We start from the raw sequence: 19,238 nt of genomic DNA, 5'->3' as shown, positions 1-19,238 counted from the left end.
TTCACCTGACCCGTCAATTGTCTGATTTTGTCCCGGGAACCCGAACCCTTTCCAGGACGCTTGCAGTGCCGCCATGGCACGCCGCAAGTCCGCGCTGTTTTGCGGAAGCCACGTCCCCGACCGCTCATCCTTGCACTTCCCGCGCTACGCCGACACGCCTCAATGCAGCGTGTATTCAGCTCAAGCGCCTTCACGCCTGTTGCGCCCGTTGAATACTGATTGGAGACCATCATGAAAAACTTGCCCAAATTTGCCTTGTCCTTGATCGTTGCCGGTGTGTTTGCCCAGGCGAACGCCAGCACCGTCCCCTTGTCCACCGGTTACTCGGACGCTGGCGCACACGCTTCCGCCGCATATGGCGCGACGAGCGAGTACCTCGGCGGTTCGAAGTCCTTGCTGGTCGATAGCCATACCTTGAGCCTCTTAGGCCTGGAAAACTGTTGCGATGCCGGCGAGCAAGTACCGGTCAAGGCGGCCGGCAACCATCCCGCCAGCGTTGCCGGCGGCGACAGCCTGGTGTCGGAAGTGCCGGAACCGACCATCTACGCCATGCTGCTGATCGGCCTGGGCTTGCTGGGTTTTACGGCGCGCCGCAAGCAGGATGACAAATTCTAAGCGCAAGTTAAGCAGCACTCTTCTGCGCGCCTCGCGGCGCACGTAAAAAAGCCCGCCGGTCTGTCAGGACACGGCGGGCTTTTTGCATGGCGGCGGCTCAATCGCCGCTGTCTTCGTCTTCGTCGGCGCCCTTGGCCGCCTTGCCCCGCTCGGCGTCGACGGCGCGCTGCAGGCCGGCCGCGTCGCGGAAGAAGGCGTCCATCGTGTGATCCGGGCTGACCCGCAGAACCGGAGGGTAAATGACCGACATGTATGTCTCGTCGGCAAGGCGGCCGCTGATCTGCAGGTTGCTCAGCAGGATCAGGGTCGAGCCAATGATCGCCAGCACGACGGCGACGAGGCCGAAGCGGCGCGGATGCTGCGGCTTGATCGTGCACAAATGGTAGTAGATCATGACGCAGATGATGACGATGAACATGTGCCGTCCATAGCGCGTCAGCGCTTCCAGCGACAGCGCATACGCCGCCACGTTGCTGCCCAGTTCCCACACTTCCATGGCCAGCAAGCCGCAGCCGATGATGAACAGGTGACGGCCGAAGCGCGCCACATGGCCGAACAGCCGGTTTGCCACGGCCCAGACCGACGCCCACACGAGGCCGCCGGCCAGCGCGTAGGCGATGACCATCAGGTAGGAAATCGGCTCGAAGGCATCCGCATCACTGAGCCAGTTGCTGAAGGCGGCCGAGGCGCCGATCATGGCCAGGCCGGCGACGGCCGGGCGCAAGCCTTCCCAGTCGTGCCGGGTCGTGTCGCCCAGTTCGGGCGCCACCGGATGATCGCTGGCGCGCACGCGCAGGCGCGTGTGGCCGAGGCGCACGATGCTGTTGCCGCTCATGGCCACTTGCAATTGCCGCTGTCCCCGGTGGATCACGCCATTCTGGCTGCCCAGGTCGCGCAGCAGCAGGCCACCAGCGCCGTCGTCCTCGACGATGGCGTGCGCTGCGGCCGTATGCGCGTCGTCGAGGATGAAGTCGTTGTCGTAGCCGCGGCCGATGCGGATCGGCAAGGACTCGATCCGCTGGCGTTGCCGCACTTCGCCATTCTCGGCGAGGATTTCGATGTAATAGGGCGGCTTCATGGCTTGCGGCTGCTGGTGGTGGAGGGCGCGCGCGACAGCGCTTCGAGGAAGGTGCGCGTGACGCGCATGCCGTTGGCGTACGACACGCCGCGCGCGTCGATGCGGCTTTGCAGGCTCATCATTGGCTCATCGGTGCTGGCGGCCAGCAGGGCAAAGTCGTACAGTCCCGTAAACTTGCGGTAGGCGCGCACGCACAGCACGGCGCGCAGGAGCAGGGTTTTGTTCTTGACGAACTGTTCGGTGCATTGCGGGCCGGTCAGGTTCACGCTCTTGTAGCTGCCGAAACTTTCATTCTTGAACGACGCGCTGGCCAGTTCGGAAAAGCGCAGGGAGCCCAGTTCGCTGCTGCGCAAAAATTCGTGGCGCATCGACACTTGCCCCGTCTGCAGGGCGCCGGAAATGAAGATGGCCGACTCCATGGCGCAACTGGTGTTGTCGAGCATGTAGGGCTTGTCGGACTTGACGTTGGAGCGGCCCCAGCAGCGCATCTGGTCGGACTCGCGCACGGGCACGCGGTACGGGCCCATGGCTTTCAGGCTCAAGGGCATGTCGAGCAGGCGCGCCAGCATGACTTCCTGGTGCGCCAGCAGTTGCGCCGTCACCAGGGGCTTGAAGTCTTTCGGCGGCTTGCCTTGCTGCGCCACCTTGGCCAGCAATTGCTGGGCATAGCGGGCGGGCACTAGGAAACTGACGAGTTCGCCATCGAGGCGTTTCGAGACATTGATGCCGGCGACGTCGCCATTCGCCGTGACGCTGGGGCCACCGCTCATGCCGGAATTGATCGGCCCCGTAAACATCAGCTGGTCGTAGAAGCTGCGCGTGACGACGCCGTTGTACGAGCCTTCCGAAATGGCGAAGCCCAGGTCCAGCGGATTGCCCATCGAATACAGGTACTGGCCCTGCGTCAGCGGCGCCAGCGCTTCCGGCATCTTGAAGAAGCCAGTACCGTGGCGGTTCACGCGCAATACCGCCAGATCGTGCAGCACGTCGACGGCCAGCAATTCCACGTTACCGCGCTGGCCGCTCGTGTCGACCCACTCTCCCACGTAGGTATCGGGGTCGAGCGCGAACTGGGACACGACATGATAGTTGCTCACCACCAGGTCGCCCGTGCCGATCAAGAAGCCCGAACCGACGGACGATTGCGTGCGGCCGTTCTTCAGCAGCACGCGCACTTGCAGGATGTCGGCGCGCGCGGCCGTGTACAGCTTTTGCGCGGCCGACGAGGGCGGCGGCAAGGCCGCATGTTCGGTGGCGGCGGGCGCGGCGGTGGCCGGCGGCGGTTTGATGGGGGGAGTCGAGGCGGTGGGGGCCGCGGCTGGCGCAGGTGCCGGGGCCGCGTGTGCGCCTGCCGCAGCGCACAGGCTGGCCAGCAGGAAGGCGTAGTCAGATAATTTCATGCATCCTTTGTGCGTGAGCCGGAGTGAGGCCGGCGCCCGGGTGACACGCCGTTCCGCGCCAGCCCGGGGGACTACAGGGCGCCGTCTTCCAGCGCCGGCGCCGTTTCCGGCGTCATCATGTGACCGAGCTTGCTTTGTTTGGTATTCAGGTAGTGCTGGTTGAAGGCGTTGCGGTTGACCAGCAGCGGCACCCGTTCGGCCACCGTGATGCCCAGCGCTTCCATGGCGGCGATCTTGCGCGGATTGTTCGTCATCAGGCGCAGGCTGTGGATGCCGAATTGCGCGAACATGGGTTTGCACAAGGTGTAGTTGCGCGCGTCGGCCTTGAAGCCCAGCTGTTCATTCGCCTGCACCGTGTCGGCGCCCGCTTCCTGCAGGCGGTAGGCGCGGATCTTGTTGATCAGGCCGATGCCGCGTCCTTCCTGGCGCAGGTACAGCAAGATGCCGCGGCCTTCCTCGGCGATGCGTTTCAGGGCGCCCTCGAGCTGCGCGCCGCAGTCGCAGCGCTGCGAAAACAGCACGTCGCCCGTCAGGCACTCGGAATGCACGCGCGCCAGCACCGGTTCGCCGTTGCCGATATCGCCTAGCACCATGGCCAGGTGTTCCTTGCCCGTCGCGTGCTCGACAAAGGCGTGCAAGGTGAACTGGGCCCACGGCGTCGGCAGTGCGCAGGAAGTCGTGTAATCCAATTCGCCTGTCGCCAGGAGGTCTGCGCCGCTTTGCATGGTTGTGCTCATATAAGTAATTATCAAAAATAAAAGGCGCGCGACACCACTCCGGTGCCGGCGCGCCTTGCCATCATACCAAAAAGCAGGGAAACGTTTTCCCTGGCTGCCATTCGGTCGTTGCAATGTCTGGTGATAAACCTTACTTAGGGGCACTTCCTTCTTTTACAAGGTGAATTGCTGGCGTTGCCTGGCGGATGCCTCCGCCAGGCACGGTCCATCAGCTGCCGATGCGTCCGCCGTCGTTCTTGGTGATCACGATGGTGGCCGAGCGGGGGCGCTTGCCGGCGCCATAACCGGCGTTGGCCGGCCACTGGCTCGTGTATTTGGACGGATCGCCGATATTGGCCAGCTTGGTGTTTTCGCCCGGATGCTGGATGTTGATGAACATGGTCTTGCCATCAGGCGTTTCGCTGATGCCCGTGATTTCCGAGCCGACCGGCCCCACCAGGAAGCGCTTGAGCGTGTCGGCCGTGGGTTTCTTGCCGATGAAGGTGTCGACGGCCAGGCTGCCGCCGGCCGCCGTGGCGTAGTTCAGGGTCGACTTGGCGCCGTCGCCGACCTTGCCGGGGATGGCCGCCAGCATCATGCAGTTGGTCACGTCCGTGTACGCGCCATCGTCCGTCTGGATCCAGCAGATGCCCGTGTACGGGCTGAAGGCCAGGCCGTCCGGGCTGGAGAAATCCTGGTCCGCCGTCAGGTTCGACAGGTTGATCTTGCTGGCGTCGGCGCCGCTCTCGGCGCCAAACAGGTAGACGTCCCACGTAAAGCTGGTGGCCGCGGCCGCGCCCGTGCCTTCCTTGAAGCGGATGATGTGGCCGTTCGGATTGCCGTTTTGCGCGCTGCTGCCCTTCATGTCCGTGTAGGCGCGCGGGTTGGCGCTGTCCGGCGCCAGCTGCGACGAGCCGCTCGGATTGACGGTGCGGTTCGAATTGTTGGTCAGCGTGTAATAGATCTCGCCATTGGCCGGATTGACCGAGCACCATTCCGGGCGGTCCATCTTTGTCGCGCCCACGGCGTCGGCCGCCAGGCGGGCATTCACCAGCACGTCGGCCAGGTCGGCGAACTTGTAGGCGCTGTAGGCCTGGATCAGCGCGTTCGACATGGCCAGCTCGATCCACTGGCCCGTGCCGTCGGCGGCCAGCTTGGCCACGTACAGCTTGCCCGAATCGAGGTATTTGTCGCCGGTGGCGATACGGTCAGCCGGGTTCGCATCGGCGGCGGCCCAGACGGCCGTCGTGACGAATTTGTAGATGTACTCGTTGCGCGAATCGTCGCCCATGTACACGGCCAGCTGCTGGCCCACGGCCGGCACGCTGAAGGCGGCGCTTTCGTGCGCGTAGCGGCCCAGCGCCGTGCGCTTGCGGATGGCTTTGGTTTTGTCGTACGGGTCCATCTCGACGATGTAGCCCATGCCGTTCAATTCATTGCGGTAGTCGTCGCTGCCGTTGGTCGAGGCGCCGATCTTGCTCAGATTCCAGCGCGCGTACTTATCGTCGCTGCCGCCCGTTTCCCAGCCGTGGCGCGAGGCGCCGCCCTGGCTACGGCCATAGCGGTTCAGCGACACGACGGATTTGTCGCCGCGCGCCGCATTGTCGGTGGCCGAGCGGGTGAAGTAGCCGGCCCAGTTTTCTTCGCCGGACAGGTAGCTGCCCCAGGGCGACTTGCCCGTGCCGCAATTGTTGATGGTGCCGCGCGTCTTGGTGCCGGTCGGCGAATACTTGGTCACCACAAGGGCGTTGCCGCGCACGGGGCCGGCAAGCTCGATGTCCGTCAGCGGCGTGACGCGGCGGTTGAAGGCGGAATCGTTGACGGTGGCCCAGGCGCTGCCCGTCTTCTTGACTTCCACCACGCTCAGGCCGTGGACGGCCACTTCCTTGTCGACTTCGGCGGCGGGGCGGGGCAGCGAGGTGGTGCCGCCATTGACGTGCAGGAAGTGCGAGGACAGTGTTTCGTCCGTGGTCGCTTCGTGGTTCATGGCCAGCAAGCCCCGTTCGGCGCCGGACGCCAGCGGCGCACCGGCGGCGGACAGGCCGTAGTATTCCATGCCGTCGTGGTGGTCGCCGGCGCGGTTGTCGAAATCGGTATCGCTGCCGTCATTCTTGTACGCTGGCGTGGCCGCGCGCAGCGAGTCGCCCAGCGCATACAGGGCCGTGGCCGTGTAGCCGGCTGGTACCGACACGACGTCGGCCAGGCTTTTCGGCACGGCCGTGAAGGCCAGCAGTTTTTCGGGTGTTGGGGTCGGCGTTGGCGTCGGCGTGACGGCGATGGCGTCGCTGCCGCCACCGCAGGCGGACAGGCCCATCGAACCCATGACGGCGGTAGCGGCCGTGACGGCGCTGCCGCGCAGCCAGTTGCGGCGGCTCAGGCGGGCGTTCAGGATGCTGTTGAAATGGTTGTCGTGGGACGCGTTGCTGTCAATGTCGTTCAGATCGGTGGCGCTGATGGCCAGATCGTTGGGCTTGTTCATGGGCTGCGATGTCCTGTGGTTGCGTGATTTAAAGGCAACCGGATGATAATCAGCTAATGTGACAGCGCCATGTCAGCCTGATGACAAAACAATGACAGGCCGCCGGCCGGGCGGTCCGCGTCGATGACGGGCCCGTCCGGTCAGGCAGCCTTGGTCTTACCTGGCCTGGCGAAAACCGCGCTCCACCAGCAAGAGCATGCCGCCGAAGATGGACAGGTTCTTCAGGAAGTTCGTCAGCTGGTCCTGGAAGTGGGCCGCATCGGCGCTCCAGAAGGCGTGGAAGATGAGCGTCGTCGGGATCAGGAACAGCGCCAGGGCCAGCGCCGCCCAGCGCGCCTGCCAGCCAGTGATCAAGAGCAAGCCGCCGCCCACTTCCAGCACGATCACGCCGACCAGCAAGATATTGGCGATTGGCAAGCCCTGGCTGGCCATGTAGCCGGCCACACCGGCAAAGCCGCCGATTTTCAGCAAGCCCGAGACAAAGAACAGCACGCCAAGGGCGGCACGGCCGAGGGGGAACAATACGTTGCTTCTGTTTTCCATGATTTTCTCTTTCGTTGTATTTATCAATTATTTAGGCAGGTCGAAGAGCAGGAATTCCGCATCTTCCGGCTGAGTGATGATCACGGCCGCTTCCTGCGTCAGTTTCAGCGCATCGCCCGCTTTCAAGGGCGTGCCGTTGACGACCAGGCTGCCGCGGATCAGATGCACATAGGCGAGGCGGCCTTCGTCGAGCGCATGTTCGGCCTGTTCGCTTTCCTGCAGGATGCTGGCGTAGATGGCCGCATTCTGGTGGATCAGCACCGAACCCTGGCGGCCGTCGGAGGAGGCGATCAAGCGCAGCTTGCCCCGTTTGCTGTCCGGCGTGAAGTGTTTCTCTTCATAGCTGGGGGGAATGCCCGTCACGTTCGGCTGTATCCAGATCTGCAGGAAGTGCAAGCCATCCGTTGCCGAGTGGTTGAACTCGCTGTGGCGCACGCCGCTGCCGGCGCTCATGCGCTGCACATCGCCGTAGTGCAGGACGGAACCGGTGCCCATGCTGTCCTTGTGTTCCAGCGCGCCGTCGAGCACATACGAAATGATTTCCATGTCGCGGTGGCCGTGCGTGCCGAAACCCTGGCCAGGCGTGACCCGGTCTTCATTGATCACCAGCAGGGGCCCAAAGCCCATGTGCAGCGGATCGTGGTAGCTGCCGAAGGAAAAGCTGTGGTGGGAATTGAGCCAGCCGTGGTTGGCTGCGCCGCGTTCTTCGCTATGACGAATCTGTAACATGGTGGACTCCGTTTCTATAAGTTAATGTGCGATAATTTCGAAGGACCGTTGCCTGGCGCTGTGCCGTGGCCTCTGCCCTTCGCTGTACGATGAACAAAGTATAGACCCCTGTTCGGCGAAAGAAAAACGGAAAATATTGCGACCTATGATCGAAAAAATCGAATGTTAAGACTGAGCCTGGAAGCCTTGCAAATCGTCGACGCCATCGACCGCCGCGGTTCGTTCTCGTCGGCCGGCAAGGAATTGCATAAAGTCCCGTCCACCATTTCCTATACCGTGGCCAAGCTGGAAGACGACCTGGGCGTGCAGGTGTTCCAGCGCAATGGCCCGAAAGTCATGCTGACGGCGGCCGGCCAGGAATTGCTGAAAGAGGGCCGTTATCTGTTGAAGGCGGCGCAGGACCTCGAGCACCGCGTGCGCAGGGTGGCGTCCGGCTGGGAAACGGAATTGTCCATCGGCATCGATTCCATGTTTTCCGCCGTGGCCCTGGCCGATGACGTGCGCGCCTTTTACGACGTGGCGCAGCAGACGCGCCTGCGCCTGTCGCAAGACACGCTGTCGGGCACGTGGGAAGCGCTGCTGGACCGGCGCGCCGACTTGCTGGTGGGTGCGCCCGGCGACGGGCCGGCCGGCGGCGGCTATATCGCGCAGCCGATCGGCATGCTCGACTTCGTCTTTGCCGTGGCGCCCACGCATCCGCTGGCGCAGGTGCAGGAACCGTTGTCGCGCGGCCACCTGCAGCAGCACCGGGCCGTGGTGGTGGCCGATTCGGCGCGCCAGATGGCGCCGCGCACGGTGGGCTTGCTGCTGGGGCAGGATGCCTTGAGCGTGCCGAACATGCAGGTCAAGTTCGATTACCAGGTGCTGGGGCTGGGCTTTGGCTTCCTGCCGGGGCCGTGCGCGCGGGCCGCCATCGCGCGCGGCTTGCTGGTGGAAAAGGCCGTGGAAGAACCGAAACCGTCGGAAACGTTTTATCTGGCCTGGCGCGTGGGCGAGGATGGCGCCGCGCTGCGCTGGTGGATGGCGCGCATGCGCGAACCGGATGTGTTTGCCCGCCTGGCGCAGCATCTGCCGGGCCATTCGGCGTAGGTCTTAAAATGTTGACATACGCCAACATTTTTAAGTTACCATATTCGCAGTATTGCAATCGTATTTCTTGCCCGACCTCCATGCCCCACAGTGGGATTTTGATGATTACACACACCGCAGCGCCCCTGATATCTTCCCCTGACCTGGCCCACGAGTGGGGTTGCCATGCTTGAGGCGAAGGTTGCGCTGTGCCTGCGCCTGGCCCAGGATGCCCGAGAACAGGCGGGGCCGCAGCAGGCCGCCACCCTGGCGCGGCTGGAGGAGGAACTGGAGCGGCTGCGCGGCGCCAGCCGCCCCGTGGTGCGCGTGGCGCCTCCCGACGCCTTGCTGGAAATCGATCCCGACGGCTTTTTGATCGGCTGGAACCATGGCGCCGAACAGATGTTCGGCTATTCCGAACTGGAAGCGCTGGGCCAGCACATCCTGTTTTTGTATCCGGAAGACGACGCGGAAGCGAGCGTGCTGGAGTTGCATTTCACCCAGGGCGACGTGGCCACCGATGTGCGCCGGCGCAAGAAGTCGGGCATGGTGACGTGGTTGCGCATGCACCGCCACGTGATCCACGACCAGGCCGGCAAGGCCTGCGGCATGGCCGTGCGCCTGTCGGCCATGAGCGAGCCGCTGTCCGACGTGGACAAGGTGAGGTTGCACGCGCGCATCATCGAAGACAGCGAGCAAGCCGTGCTGATCACGGACGCGGAAGAGCGCATCGTCTCCATCAACAGTTCGTTTTCCCGCATCACAGGCTATTCGCCGGCCGAAGCCATCGGCCGCACGCCGGATTTGCTGCGCTCGGGCGTGCACGACCCGGATTTCCGCGCCAAGGTGCGCGCCGCCATGCGCGGGCACGGCTCCTGGCGCGGCGAAATCATCGGCAAGCGCAAGAATGGCGAACTGTTTCCGCAAGACGTCACCATCAGCGTCGTGCGCGACGAATTCGGCGAAATCAGCCACGTGTTTTCCCTGTTTTCCGATATCTCGGTGCACAAGGATGCCGAGGCGCGCATGCAGCGCATGGCCAACTACGACAGCCTGACGGGCTTGCCCAACCGCTGCCTGCTCAATCAATTGGTCGACCAGGGGCTGGCCGAAGCGAAACGCCAGGGCACGCATGGCGCGCTGATGGTCATCGACATCAGCCGCATCGGTTCCATCAGCGACACTCTGGGCCATGAAGTGGGCGACCAGCTGGTGATCGCCATCGGCCAGTTGTTCCGTGGCGCCCTGCGCGACGCCGACATCCTGGCGCGCGTCGACAACAGCAAGTTCGTCGTGGCCCTGCTGCATATCGAAAAGCGCGAACACGCGGCGAATGTGGCGCAAAAGCTGCTCAACCTGCTCGAGGCGCCGATCAATATCGATGCCCACGCGCTGCACGTGGGTGCCAGCATCGGCATCACCGTGTATCCGGAAGACGGCCTGGAAGCGCCGGCCCTGTTCCGTTTTGCCGACGTGGCCGTGGCCAAGGCGGGGCAGACGATCGAATCGACCTTCCTGTTTTACCGCGAAGACATGAACCGCCGGGCCAAGGAGCATTTGCGCCTGGAAAGCGAAATGCGGCTGGCCCTGGGCGACAAGGAGCTGGAATTGCATTACCAGCCGAAAGTGAGCCTGGCCAGCGGGCGCATCGTCGGCGCGGAAGCCTTGCTGCGCTGGAAGCATCCGATGCGCGGCATGGTCTCGCCCGGCCTCTTCATCCCCGTTGCCGAGGAAACCAGTTTGATCCTGGAACTGGGCACCTGGGTGCTGGACGAGGCCTGCCGCCAGATCCGCAACTGGGAAGACCGTGGCCTGCACATGCCGGCCATCGCCGTCAACCTGTCGGCGCGCCAGTTCGATGAACAGTTGCCGGCGCGCATAGCGGCCGTGCTGGAACGCTACGGCGTGCGGCCCGACCAGATCATGTTGGAAATCACGGAAAGCCTGCTGATGCGCGGCGCCGACAAGGTGATCGACATCATGAACCAGCTCGTGGCCATGGGCCTGGCACTGGCGCTGGACGACTTCGGCACCGGCTATTCCAGCCTGGCGTACCTGAAGAAATTCCCCATCAGTACCTTGAAAATCGATCGCTCGTTTGTCATCGGCTTGCCGTTCGAGGAAAACGATTGCGCCATCGCCCGCGCCATCGTCACCATGGCGCAGCAGCTGCGCCAGGAAATCGTCGCCGAAGGGGTGGAAACGGCCGAGCAGATGCGCTTCCTGCGCGAACTCGGCTGCGACCAGCTGCAAGGTTATCTGTTCAGCCCGGCCGTGACGGCGGCCGAGTTCGAGCTGATGCTCGACGAAGGCCGGCAGTTGCGGCTGGAAGAGCTGGCCTGAGCCGGCGGTTGTCAGACGGTTAGTAACCCACGGAAACCCCGGCTCGCATAATACGAGTCGGCGCCATTGTGGTAGACGAAGACCTGCTCATAGCGCCGGTCGCAAAACAGGGCGCCGCCCAGCGCCCGGATGCTGTCCGGCGTCGCGATCCAGCTTGAGGTTTTGCGGTCGAACGGCTCCAGATCCTGCAACTGGCGGTACTGCGTTTGCGTCAGCAGTGTGACTCCCATCGTTTGCGCCATGGCCATGGCGCTGCCGGCCGGCTTGTTGGCCTTGCGCGCGGCCAGGGCCGCCGCATCGAAACACAGGCTGCGCCGGCCGAGCGGACTTTCTGCCGAGCAATCGCAAAACGTGACGGCGCCCGTGTCGCCGGCGTGCCCGATGACGTCCGGTTCGCCGCCCGTGTCTTCCATTTGCTGCAATACCGCCAGGCTGGCGGGAGCGGCGTCCAGCCGCGCCAGCACCTTGTCCCACGTCCATTGCGGATGGCGGTGCATGTGCTGGCTGAAGCGGGTTTGCAAGGTGTGGATCAAGTCATCATGCATGGTGCGCCTCACTGGAAGTTCAATGATAGTGCCGATTATAAGACGCGATGTGTGTTCACCCCAGCCTGACCTTTTCCAGCAGGTAATCAAGCATCACGCGCACCCTGGCCGGTACTTGCAAACCCGGTCCCACGAAGACGGCGTGCACGAGTTCCCTGTCGCCGGGATTGTAGTCCTGCAGCACGGGGAACAAATCGCCTCGCTCGATATCGCGCAGCACGTGCTGGCGTGAAAAGCGTCCCAGTCCCATGCCGGCCAGCACTAGCTGGCGCATGCTTTCGCCATCGCTGACACAGGTATTGCCCTGCGGCGCCACCTGCAGCGTGCCGCCCGCGCCATCGAGGAAGGGCCAGGTTTCGTTCTGGCAGCGGAAATTGAACGCCAGCAGATTATGTGAGGACAAATCCTGCGGCGTGCGCGGCAGGCCGTGTCGTGCCGCGTAGGCGGGCGACGCCACCACGACCATCGCGTCTTCGCCGAGTTTGCGCGCCACCAGGTTCGATTCCTTCAACTTGCCCGTGCGGATGGCGATGTCGGTGCGGTCTTCCAGCAAGTCGACGATGGCGTCGCTGACGACGACGTCAAGCACGATGTCGGGATAGCGCCGCGCGAACTCGGGCAGGATGGGCAGCAGATGGCGCACGCCGAACGGCACGAAACAGTTGATGCGCAAGCGTCCGCGCGGCGCCGCACCCTGCGATGCTTCGCGCTCGGCGCCATCGATATCGTCGAGGATGCGCTTGCACTGCACGAAGAAAGCGTCGCCCTCGGGCGTCGTGTGCAGCTGGCGCGTGCTGCGCTGGAGCAAGCGGGCGCCCAGCCGCGCTTCCAGGCGATTGACGAGCTTGCTGACAGCGGACGGCGTCAAGGCCAGGCGGCGCGCGGCGGCGGAAAAGGCCCCCGTTTCCACCACGGCCACAAACACCGCCATCTCGAACGCGCGGTTGATGTCTTGCCTGGCCATTATTGAATCCATTTCACAGGTGTTTCCATTATGGGAGTCTATATCAAAAGCGTTTGCATCGATACACTGGCTGACTTGAACTCAGCCGGAGAACTGCCATGACCACCGCAAGCCCTGTTTCACCTCAAGCCAGCAAGATGCCGCCCGGCGTGCTGGCGCTGGCCGTCGGCGCTTTTGCCATCGGCGTCACTGAATTCGTCGTCGTCGGCATCCTGCCCACCATTGCGAAAGATTTGCAGATTTCCATCGAATCGGCCGGCTCGCTGGTGAGCCTGTATGCGCTGGCGCTGGCCATCGGCACGCCGCTGCTGGTGTTGCTGATGTCGCGCCTGCCGCGCAAGGCGGCCCTGCTGGGGCTGATGAGCGTGTTCCTGGCCGGTAACCTGCTGGCCGCCTTTTCGCATACGTTCGAACTGTTGCTGCTGGGGCGGGTCATCACGGCCGTGGCGCACGGCACCTACTTTGCCATCGGCGCCACCGTGGCGGCCAGCCTGGTCAGCAAGGAACAGGCGGGCAGGGCGATTTCCGTCATGTTTGCGGGATTGACCTTGGCCATGGTGATCGGCGTGCCCTTCGGCAGTTTTCTGGGCAACCTGATGGGCTGGCGCTTGCCCTTCTTTGCCGTGGTGGTCCTGGCCGCGCTGGGCCTGGGCGCCATGGCGCGCTGGCTGCCGGCCGGTTTGCAGCAGGGCAAGGGCGGCAAGGCCATGACGCAGCTGGCGGCCCTGGGCAGCGGCCCCATTATCACCATGATGGCCGTGACGACGTTTGGCTTTGGCAGCAGCTTTGCCGCCTTCACGTTCATTACGCCCATCCTGACGGATGTGACGGGTTTTTCCGCCACCATGGCCAGCGCCTTGCTGATCGTGTTCGGCATCGCCACCTTTGCCGGCAACCTGGCGGGCGGCTACCTGACCAGTCACCTGGGATGGCAAAAGGCCTTGCGCCTGATGCTGCTGTTGCTGGCCGTCACGCAGGCGGGCGTGGCGCTGAGCATCAGTTCACCCTGGATGATGACGGTGATGCTGTTCGTCTGGGGCGTGTTCGCCTTTGGCCTGTCGCCCGCCCTGCAGGCCGGCATGCTGGCCACGGCCGAGCGCTACACGCCGCAAGCCGTCGATTTTGCCTCGGGCCTGAACATTTCCGCGTTCAATCTCGGCATTTCCTTCGGTTCCATGCTCGGTGCGCTGATGGTCTCGCGCCACATGATGGCGTCGTCGCCGTGGGCCGGGGTGGCCGCTGCCTTGCTGGCACTATTGCCGCTGGCCTGGCTGGCGCGCAAAAATGTGGCCATAGCGTGCCCAAGTCAGGCGCGGTAGCGCAGCGCCTCCACGAAGGCTGAAAATGCGGGCGTGGCCTGGCGCCGGTTCGGGTAGTACAGGTGGTAGCCCTGGAAGGTGGGGCACCAGTCGGCGAGGATTTCGACCAGGCGGCCATCGGCCAGGTAGGGCGCCAGCAGCGGCTCGGGCACGTAGGCCAGGCCGATGCCGTCGAGCGCCGCATTGAGCACGTGCATGATGCTGTTGAAGACCAGCTGGCCTTCTGCCTTGACGGCAAAGGCTTGCCCATCCTTTTCGAATTCCCACGCGTAGATGGCGCCAGCGGGCCGGTGGCGGATATTCACGCAGGCGTATTCCGTCAGCGCATGCGGCGTTGCGGGCGCACCATGGCGCGCGAAATAGGCGGGCGACCCTACCACGGCCAGGCGCCAGTCTGGGCCGATGCGCACGGCGATCATGTCCTTGCTGATGGCTTCGCCCAGGCGGATGCCGGCGTCGAAGCGCTGCTCGACCACATTCGTAAAGCCGTAGTCGACCACCAGTTCCAGGCTGATGTCGGGATAGTCGCGCAGGAAGCCGGCCAGCATGGGCCGCAGCAGCAATTCGATATGGTCGTCGGTGCAGGTGACGCGGATGGTGCCCCTGGGCTTGTCGCGCAGCGCGCCCAGCGCCTCGACCTCGGCGGCGATCTGCTCGAACAGGGGCGCGATGGCCAGCATGAGCTTTTCGCCCGCATCGGTGGGCGCCACGTTGCGCGTGGTGCGCGCCAGCAGTCGCACGCCCAGCCGTTCTTCCAGGGTGCGGATGGTATGGCTGAGCGCGGACGCGGTGATGCCCAGCCTGGCGGCGGCCCTGGTAAAGCTGCGCTCCCGCGCCACGGCGAGGAAGGCTTGCAGATCGTTGATTTTGTTTTGGCTCATTACTGAATTTTTTTCATAACTACATCAAGATTGTACCCGCTAATCAAAAGAGCTTGCCTGCGTCAAGATGGTGCCCTGACTTTTAAAGGAGCATGGGCATGAAGACAACACGCATGAAAACGACCGCTGGCCGCCGCGAATTCGTCAAGGCCGCCGGCACGGGCATGGCGGCACTGGGCGTCCTGTCCGTCCTGGGCGCACCCATTTTCGCCGCCGCCGCGCCGGCCTTGCCGGCCATGCCCGATGGCGCCGACAATTTCTACCAGAGCAGCAAGGTGAAGGTGCAGCCGGTGCGCTTCCGGAACCAGTACCAGATGACGGTTGCCGGCAATCTGTTCCTGCCGACGCAGCTGGACCCCGCTCGCCGGCACGCCGCCATCATCGTTGGCCACCCGATGGGCGCCGTCAAGGAGCAAAGCGCGAACCTGTATGCGACCAAAATGGCCGAGCAGGGCTTCGTCGCCCTGTCGCTGGACCTGTCGTTCTGGGGCGAGAGCGAAGGGCGGCCGCGCAACGCCGTCTCGCCCGATATCTACGCCGAGGATTTCAGCGCGGCCGTCGATTTTCTCGGCGCACAAGCGCTTGTCGACAGCGAACGCATCGCCGCCATCGGCATTTGCGGCAGCGGCAGCTTTGTCATCAGCGCGGCCAAGATCGACCCGCGCATCAAGGCCGTCGCCACGGTGAGCATGTACGACATGGGCAGCGCCAGCCGCCACGGCTTGCGCCAGTCGCAAACGCTGGCGCAGCGCCAGGCTTATATCGCCGCGGCCGCGCGCCAGCGCCAGGTGGAGTTTGCCGGCGGCGCCACCGCGTACACGAGCGGCACCTTGCCCGAGTTGAGCGCCAACGCGGGCCCCATCGAACGCGAATTCCACGACTTTTACCGCACGCCGCGCGGCGCCTACCTCCCGGCCGGTCAGCTGCCCGAACGCGCCACCCGTCCCACCCTGAGCAGCAACGTCAAGTTCATGAATTTCTATCCCTTCATGGATATCGAGACGATCTCGCCCCGTCCGCTGCTGTTCATCACTGGCGACCAGGCGCACTCGAAGGAGTTCAGCGAGGATGCCTACCGGCGCGCCGCCGAGCCGAAGGAACTGCATTACGTTGCCGGCGCCGGCCACGTCGACCTGTATGACCGCGTGCCCCTGATCCCCTGGGACAAGCTGACGTCGTTCTTCCAGCGCGCCCTGGCGGCATGAGCGCGGTCCGCAGCGAGGCGGCGGCGCCCGCGTTCTGGGGCGGCATCTTTGCCATGACCCTGTGCGTGTTCACCCTGATCGCTTCCGAATTCATGCCGGTCAGCCTGCTCACGCCCATGGCGGCGGATTTGCGCGTCAGCGAAGGCCTGGCTGGCTATGGCATTGCCATCTCGGGCGCCTTCGCCGTGCTGTCCAGCCTGTCCATCGCTACCCTGGCGGCATCGATGAACCGCAAGACCTTGCTGCTGCTGTTGACGGGCCTGATGTGCGTGTCGGCGCTGGTGGTGGGGCTGGCCACCAGCTACGCGATGTACATGGCGGGGCGCGCGCTGATCGGCGTTGTGGTGGGGGGATTCTGGTCGATGTCGGTGGCCGTGGCGATGCGCCTCGTGCCCAGCCACAGCGTGCCCAGGGCGCTGGCCATCTTCAACGGCGGCAATGCGCTGGCGACTGTGGTGGCCGCGCCGCTGGGCAGCTATCTGGGCGCCAGCATCGGCTGGCGCGGCGCCTTCCTGTGCCTGGCGCCGGTGGCGCTGCTGGCGCTGGCCTGGCAGTGGTGCAGCCTGCCATCGATGCCGGCGGCGCCGCGTTCGGCCCGTTCCGGCCAGGTCTTGCGCCTGCTCGAACGCCGCCAGGTCGCCCTGGGCATGCTGGCCGTCGGCGCGTTCTTCATGGGGCAGTTCGTGCTGTTTACCTATGTGCGACCGTTCCTGGAAAACGTCACGCGCGTCGGCGTGCCCACCTTGTCGATGCTGCTGCTGGCGATCGGCGTGGCCGGCTTCATCGGCACGGCGCTGATCGGCGTCGCGCTGCGGCGTGGCCTGTACCGCACGCTGGTCGCCATCCCCTTGCTGATGGCCGCCATCGCGCTGGCCCTGCTGGCGTTCGGCGACGAGCTGGCGCCCGTCTTCGTGCTGCTGGGGCTATGGGGATTGCTGGCGACGGCCGCGCCCACGGGCTGGTGGTCGTGGCTGGCGCAGACCTTGCCTGATGACGCCGAAGCCGGTGGCGGCCTGATGGTGGCCGTCGTCCAGCTGTGCATCGGCTTCGGTTCCACCGTGGGCGGCATCCTGCTCGACGGCTACGGCTTTCGCGCTACCTTCACGGCCAGCGCCGCGCTGCTCGTGCTGGCGGCGCTGCTGGCCTGGCGCACGGCGCGGCTGAGGTGAGCTTATTCCAGCAGCGCGGCAATGGCCAGTGGTGTGGCGCTGGTGAGGACTTGCCCCGCGTCCGGATGCGCGCTGAAACGGTAGGCGAAGACGCGGAAACCGGCCACGGCGTCGCCGGGAAACGCGGGGCCTTCCTGCGCCGCCAGCGGGACCGGCGCGCCATCGCCGCCCTGGTAGCGCACTTGCGCCGCTTCCATCCTCGCATACGAAAACTGCACGCCGGCGCAGCGCTTGCCGTTCGCTCCGCCCGTCGAGCGCAGGTAGGCGAGCAGCTGTTCGCAGGCGGCGCGCAAGTCGGCCGCCGCATACACGCCATCGGGCCGCGTGACGATGGAGACCCAGGCGATTGACGTGATCTGGCCCGGCTTGCGGTTCCAGGCCAGCTCCGCGTTGTCGTCATACGCGGCCCGGGAAAACGGGAAGACGGCCCGGCCCAGCGCATCGAGCGGCAGCGCCAGCTGCGCGCCCTTGCCGTGCAAGGTCAGGCGCAAGCCATCGGTGGACACGCCGGCGTCGCGCGGGCGCAGGCGCAGATGGTTTTGCAGGAATTGCTTGGGCTTGCCGTATTTTTCGAACCAGATCATGTGGCGGTAGGCGTCGCGGTAGGCGATCCAGTCGCCCGCTTCCTGCGCGCAGGCGAACGCGGGCAGCAGTGCCAGGGCGAGAAGCAGGGATCTGAGCATGGAGCTTAAAACCGGTAACCGAGGCCGCTCGACCAGGTGATGACGTTACGGCGTTCGATGAAGGGACTGTGGGCCGGTCCGTTGCCCAGCCGCGTGCCCGTCACGGCGCTGTTGAGCAGCCACTTGCTGCTCAGGGCCCAGTTCCAGTTGACGCCCATGTCGACGGACGCGACACCGCCGGTCGGGCGGTAGTCGCGCGCGCCGCCGGCTGCCGCGCTGACGGCGTACAGCTCGTCCATCACGGCGCCGCTGGCCAGGGACACGCCGGCCGACAAGGTCACAGTGTGATGGGCCGCCAGCGAGGGCAGGGTCTTTTGCAGGCCGAGCTGGCCGCGCCAGCCGTGCGCGCTCGTGTCGTGCATCAGGTTAGCCGTGACGCGCGCCTGGTCGCCCAGGTAATAGCCGTAGAAGCCGCCCACGTCGGGCGAGCCCTTGATCCGCCGCGTGCCGCGCAGGCGCCGGCTGTCTTCCGGAGCGCGCGCATTGCTGGCGGCCAGCAACGGGCCGTATTCCACGCCCGGCGTGGCCGACAGGTGCATGCCCGCCACGCCGCTGGCCGAAACGAACAGGCCGTTGCTCCACTGGACCTGCAGCAGCGGGCGCAGGACGGCGCCGCGCGATGCGCCATCGTCCGCCGCCGAGCTGCCCGTGAGCGCCGCTCCCACGTACATATCCCTGCTCCCATCGGGCATCATCAGCGCGCTGGTGCCGGTGCTCGCTTCCTCGGCCAGCGCCGGGCCGCAGGCGGCCAGCAGCAACAGCAGGGGAGAAAAACAGGGAAAAAAACGGGGAGCGAACTTGTTCATGCCATCCTTTTAAAAGCCGAAGCGCACGCCGAGCGCCAGGCGGTTCATCGTGCTATTGAGTCCTTCGTATCTGACTTTCGGGGCGTGCTCCCATTCGAGCTGCAGCGCCACGTCCTTGCCGATCTGGTAGGCGGCTCCCACGCTCAGGTACAAGCCGGTCTTGCTGGCCGACTCGCCCGGCGGCGCGTTCTTGCCTGCGATGGAGAATTCGGCATGGCTGCGCGCCACGCCAGCCTTGCCGAACAGCGACCAGTCGTCGTTCAGCCGCCACGTGCCGCGCGCCGCCATGTAGGCGGCACTATTGCGTACCTTGAGCTGGTAGCCGGGATCGAGGTCGAAGCTGGTCGCGCCGCCGCTGGCGCGATAGCCGCCTTCCAGCGCCCAGGCCGGCGTCAGTTCGTAGCCGGCAAAGACGCCGAAGGGCACCGCCTTGCTGCTGGGGCCGCGCCGCGCCGTCGCGCCGCCCTCGGCACGCTCGATCTTGCCATCGCTGGAAGGGCTGACGTTGGCGCCCAAGTACAGGCCTTCGGCATGGACCGTCGACGTGGCGGCGATGGCAAACAGGGTGCTGTAGACAATTTTTTTCATGTTCGGATTCCGGTTGAGGTAAGAGCTATCCATGTTAAGCAAACCTCGTGCCGGAATCCGCCCAGGTTTGTCCTTGAATTGTCCTTAATTTGTAGGCCGCATTTGTA

The 19,238-nt window shown here is 64.8% G+C and carries 18 protein-coding genes; 6 read left to right on the top strand and 12 right to left on the bottom strand.

From position 1 onward, the window contains the following. Positions 1 to 231 precede the first annotated feature (231 nt). The gene (locus P9875_RS21275) at positions 232 to 615 is read left to right on the top strand and encodes a PEP-CTERM sorting domain-containing protein (protein WP_099400675.1); all 384 of its coding nucleotides are present in this window, start codon (positions 232 to 234) and stop codon (positions 613 to 615) included. Positions 616 to 712: 97 nt separating this feature from the next. Here the strand turns inward: P9875_RS21275 and P9875_RS21270 are convergent, their stop codons facing one another. From P9875_RS21270 to P9875_RS21245, 6 genes are all read right to left on the bottom strand, one after another. Further along, complete coding sequence (locus P9875_RS21270; protein ID WP_099400384.1) at positions 713 to 1,693, bottom strand: FHA domain-containing protein; 981 nt, start codon at positions 1,691 to 1,693, stop codon at positions 713 to 715. Continuing rightward, positions 1,690 to 3,093: a S1 family peptidase gene (locus P9875_RS21265; RefSeq protein ID WP_099400385.1), complete on the bottom strand. Its 1,404-nt coding sequence runs from the start codon at positions 3,091 to 3,093 to the stop codon at positions 1,690 to 1,692. Before P9875_RS21265 ends, P9875_RS21270 begins: the two co-directional genes overlap by 4 nt. 71 nt (positions 3,094 to 3,164) lie before the next feature. Next, positions 3,165 to 3,818, bottom strand: coding sequence for a GTP cyclohydrolase II (gene ribA / locus P9875_RS21260; protein WP_070224093.1), 654 nt, complete (start codon positions 3,816 to 3,818; stop codon positions 3,165 to 3,167). Between the two features lie 220 nt (positions 3,819 to 4,038). Continuing rightward, a complete protein-coding gene (locus P9875_RS21255; RefSeq protein ID WP_099400386.1) occupies positions 4,039 to 6,288 on the bottom strand; it encodes a PhoX family protein in 2,250 nt (749 codons plus the stop codon). A gap of 156 nt (positions 6,289 to 6,444) precedes the next feature. Then, a complete protein-coding gene (locus P9875_RS21250; RefSeq protein WP_099400387.1) occupies positions 6,445 to 6,831 on the bottom strand; it encodes a DoxX family protein in 387 nt (128 codons plus the stop codon). A 27-nt stretch (positions 6,832 to 6,858) separates the two neighbouring features. Then, complete coding sequence (locus P9875_RS21245; protein ID WP_099400388.1) at positions 6,859 to 7,560, bottom strand: pirin family protein; 702 nt, start codon at positions 7,558 to 7,560, stop codon at positions 6,859 to 6,861. Positions 7,561 to 7,722: 162 nt separating this feature from the next. On the opposite strand from P9875_RS21245, the gene P9875_RS21240 reads away from it, so the two are divergent. Together P9875_RS21240 and P9875_RS21235 are read left to right on the top strand one after the other, a co-directional pair. After that, positions 7,723 to 8,649: a LysR family transcriptional regulator gene (locus tag P9875_RS21240; protein WP_251351450.1), complete on the top strand. Its 927-nt coding sequence runs from the start codon at positions 7,723 to 7,725 to the stop codon at positions 8,647 to 8,649. Between the two features lie 165 nt (positions 8,650 to 8,814). Further along, positions 8,815 to 10,971: a putative bifunctional diguanylate cyclase/phosphodiesterase gene (locus P9875_RS21235; RefSeq protein ID WP_035820474.1), complete on the top strand. Its 2,157-nt coding sequence runs from the start codon at positions 8,815 to 8,817 to the stop codon at positions 10,969 to 10,971. 11 nt (positions 10,972 to 10,982) lie between these two features. Here the strand turns inward: P9875_RS21235 and P9875_RS21230 are convergent, their stop codons facing one another. Together P9875_RS21230 and P9875_RS21225 are read right to left on the bottom strand one after the other, a co-directional pair. After that, positions 10,983 to 11,516, bottom strand: coding sequence for a DUF4256 domain-containing protein (locus P9875_RS21230; protein ID WP_278316534.1), 534 nt, complete (start codon positions 11,514 to 11,516; stop codon positions 10,983 to 10,985). Between the two features lie 55 nt (positions 11,517 to 11,571). Next, complete coding sequence (locus P9875_RS21225) at positions 11,572 to 12,480, bottom strand: LysR family transcriptional regulator (protein ID WP_278316533.1); 909 nt, start codon at positions 12,478 to 12,480, stop codon at positions 11,572 to 11,574. Positions 12,481 to 12,578: 98 nt separating this feature from the next. On the opposite strand from P9875_RS21225, the gene P9875_RS21220 reads away from it, so the two are divergent. Next, positions 12,579 to 13,799 (top strand): MFS transporter, encoded by a 1,221-nt coding sequence (locus P9875_RS21220; RefSeq protein ID WP_278316532.1) that lies wholly within the window; start codon positions 12,579 to 12,581, stop codon positions 13,797 to 13,799. Here the strand turns inward: P9875_RS21220 and P9875_RS21215 are convergent. Next, entirely contained in the window at positions 13,787 to 14,680 is an 894-nt protein-coding gene (locus P9875_RS21215; RefSeq protein ID WP_278316531.1) for a LysR family transcriptional regulator, read from the bottom strand. The two genes, P9875_RS21220 and P9875_RS21215, sit on opposite strands and share 13 nt — an antisense overlap. Positions 14,681 to 14,778: 98 nt before the next feature. On the opposite strand from P9875_RS21215, the gene P9875_RS21210 reads away from it, so the two are divergent. Both P9875_RS21210 and P9875_RS21205 read left to right on the top strand, forming a co-directional pair. Further along, positions 14,779 to 15,885: an alpha/beta hydrolase gene (locus P9875_RS21210; protein WP_278316530.1), complete on the top strand. Its 1,107-nt coding sequence runs from the start codon at positions 14,779 to 14,781 to the stop codon at positions 15,883 to 15,885. Then, entirely contained in the window at positions 15,882 to 17,054 is a 1,173-nt protein-coding gene (locus tag P9875_RS21205; RefSeq protein ID WP_423221792.1) for an MFS transporter, read from the top strand. The genes P9875_RS21210 and P9875_RS21205 overlap by 4 nt, the downstream gene beginning before the upstream one ends. A gap of 2 nt (positions 17,055 to 17,056) precedes the next feature. Here the strand turns inward: P9875_RS21205 and P9875_RS21200 are convergent, their stop codons facing one another. Genes P9875_RS21200 through P9875_RS21190 form a run of 3 tightly spaced genes read right to left on the bottom strand, consistent with a single transcriptional unit; the run spans position 17,057 to position 19,131 of the window. Beyond that, the gene (locus tag P9875_RS21200; protein ID WP_035820463.1) at positions 17,057 to 17,737 is read right to left on the bottom strand and encodes a hypothetical protein; all 681 of its coding nucleotides are present in this window, start codon (positions 17,735 to 17,737) and stop codon (positions 17,057 to 17,059) included. A 5-nt stretch (positions 17,738 to 17,742) separates the two neighbouring features. After that, complete coding sequence (locus P9875_RS21195; protein ID WP_099400394.1) at positions 17,743 to 18,543, bottom strand: MipA/OmpV family protein; 801 nt, start codon at positions 18,541 to 18,543, stop codon at positions 17,743 to 17,745. A gap of 9 nt (positions 18,544 to 18,552) precedes the next feature. After that, positions 18,553 to 19,131, bottom strand: coding sequence for a porin family protein (locus tag P9875_RS21190; protein ID WP_035820461.1), 579 nt, complete (start codon positions 19,129 to 19,131; stop codon positions 18,553 to 18,555). Positions 19,132 to 19,238 lie beyond the last annotated feature (107 nt).

Origin of the sequence: Janthinobacterium rivuli (assembly GCF_029690045.1) — a bacterium.
GTDB classification, from domain to species: domain Bacteria; phylum Pseudomonadota; class Gammaproteobacteria; order Burkholderiales; family Burkholderiaceae_D; genus Janthinobacterium; species Janthinobacterium rivuli.
This window is presented reverse-complemented; position numbering and strand designations above follow the sequence as displayed.

Coding starts and splice junctions, on each gene's coding strand:
- P9875_RS21275 (WP_099400675.1), top strand. CDS start 232: ATGAAAAACTTGCCCAAATTTGCCTTGTCCTTGATCGTTGCCGGTGTG.
- P9875_RS21270 (WP_099400384.1), bottom strand. CDS start 1,693: ATGAAGCCGCCCTATTACATCGAAATCCTCGCCGAGAATGGCGAAGTG.
- P9875_RS21265 (WP_099400385.1), bottom strand. CDS start 3,093: ATGAAATTATCTGACTACGCCTTCCTGCTGGCCAGCCTGTGCGCTGCG.
- ribA (WP_070224093.1), bottom strand. CDS start 3,818: ATGCAAAGCGGCGCAGACCTCCTGGCGACAGGCGAATTGGATTACACG.
- P9875_RS21255 (WP_099400386.1), bottom strand. CDS start 6,288: ATGAACAAGCCCAACGATCTGGCCATCAGCGCCACCGATCTGAACGAC.
- P9875_RS21250 (WP_099400387.1), bottom strand. CDS start 6,831: ATGGAAAACAGAAGCAACGTATTGTTCCCCCTCGGCCGTGCCGCCCTT.
- P9875_RS21245 (WP_099400388.1), bottom strand. CDS start 7,560: ATGTTACAGATTCGTCATAGCGAAGAACGCGGCGCAGCCAACCACGGC.
- P9875_RS21240 (WP_251351450.1), top strand. CDS start 7,723: ATGTTAAGACTGAGCCTGGAAGCCTTGCAAATCGTCGACGCCATCGAC.
- P9875_RS21235 (WP_035820474.1), top strand. CDS start 8,815: ATGCTTGAGGCGAAGGTTGCGCTGTGCCTGCGCCTGGCCCAGGATGCC.
- P9875_RS21230 (WP_278316534.1), bottom strand. CDS start 11,516: ATGCATGATGACTTGATCCACACCTTGCAAACCCGCTTCAGCCAGCAC.
- P9875_RS21225 (WP_278316533.1), bottom strand. CDS start 12,480: ATGGCCAGGCAAGACATCAACCGCGCGTTCGAGATGGCGGTGTTTGTG.
- P9875_RS21220 (WP_278316532.1), top strand. CDS start 12,579: ATGACCACCGCAAGCCCTGTTTCACCTCAAGCCAGCAAGATGCCGCCC.
- P9875_RS21215 (WP_278316531.1), bottom strand. CDS start 14,680: ATGAGCCAAAACAAAATCAACGATCTGCAAGCCTTCCTCGCCGTGGCG.
- P9875_RS21210 (WP_278316530.1), top strand. CDS start 14,779: ATGAAGACAACACGCATGAAAACGACCGCTGGCCGCCGCGAATTCGTC.
- P9875_RS21205 (WP_423221792.1), top strand. CDS start 15,882: ATGAGCGCGGTCCGCAGCGAGGCGGCGGCGCCCGCGTTCTGGGGCGGC.
- P9875_RS21200 (WP_035820463.1), bottom strand. CDS start 17,737: ATGCTCAGATCCCTGCTTCTCGCCCTGGCACTGCTGCCCGCGTTCGCC.
- P9875_RS21195 (WP_099400394.1), bottom strand. CDS start 18,543: ATGAACAAGTTCGCTCCCCGTTTTTTTCCCTGTTTTTCTCCCCTGCTG.
- P9875_RS21190 (WP_035820461.1), bottom strand. CDS start 19,131: ATGAAAAAAATTGTCTACAGCACCCTGTTTGCCATCGCCGCCACGTCG.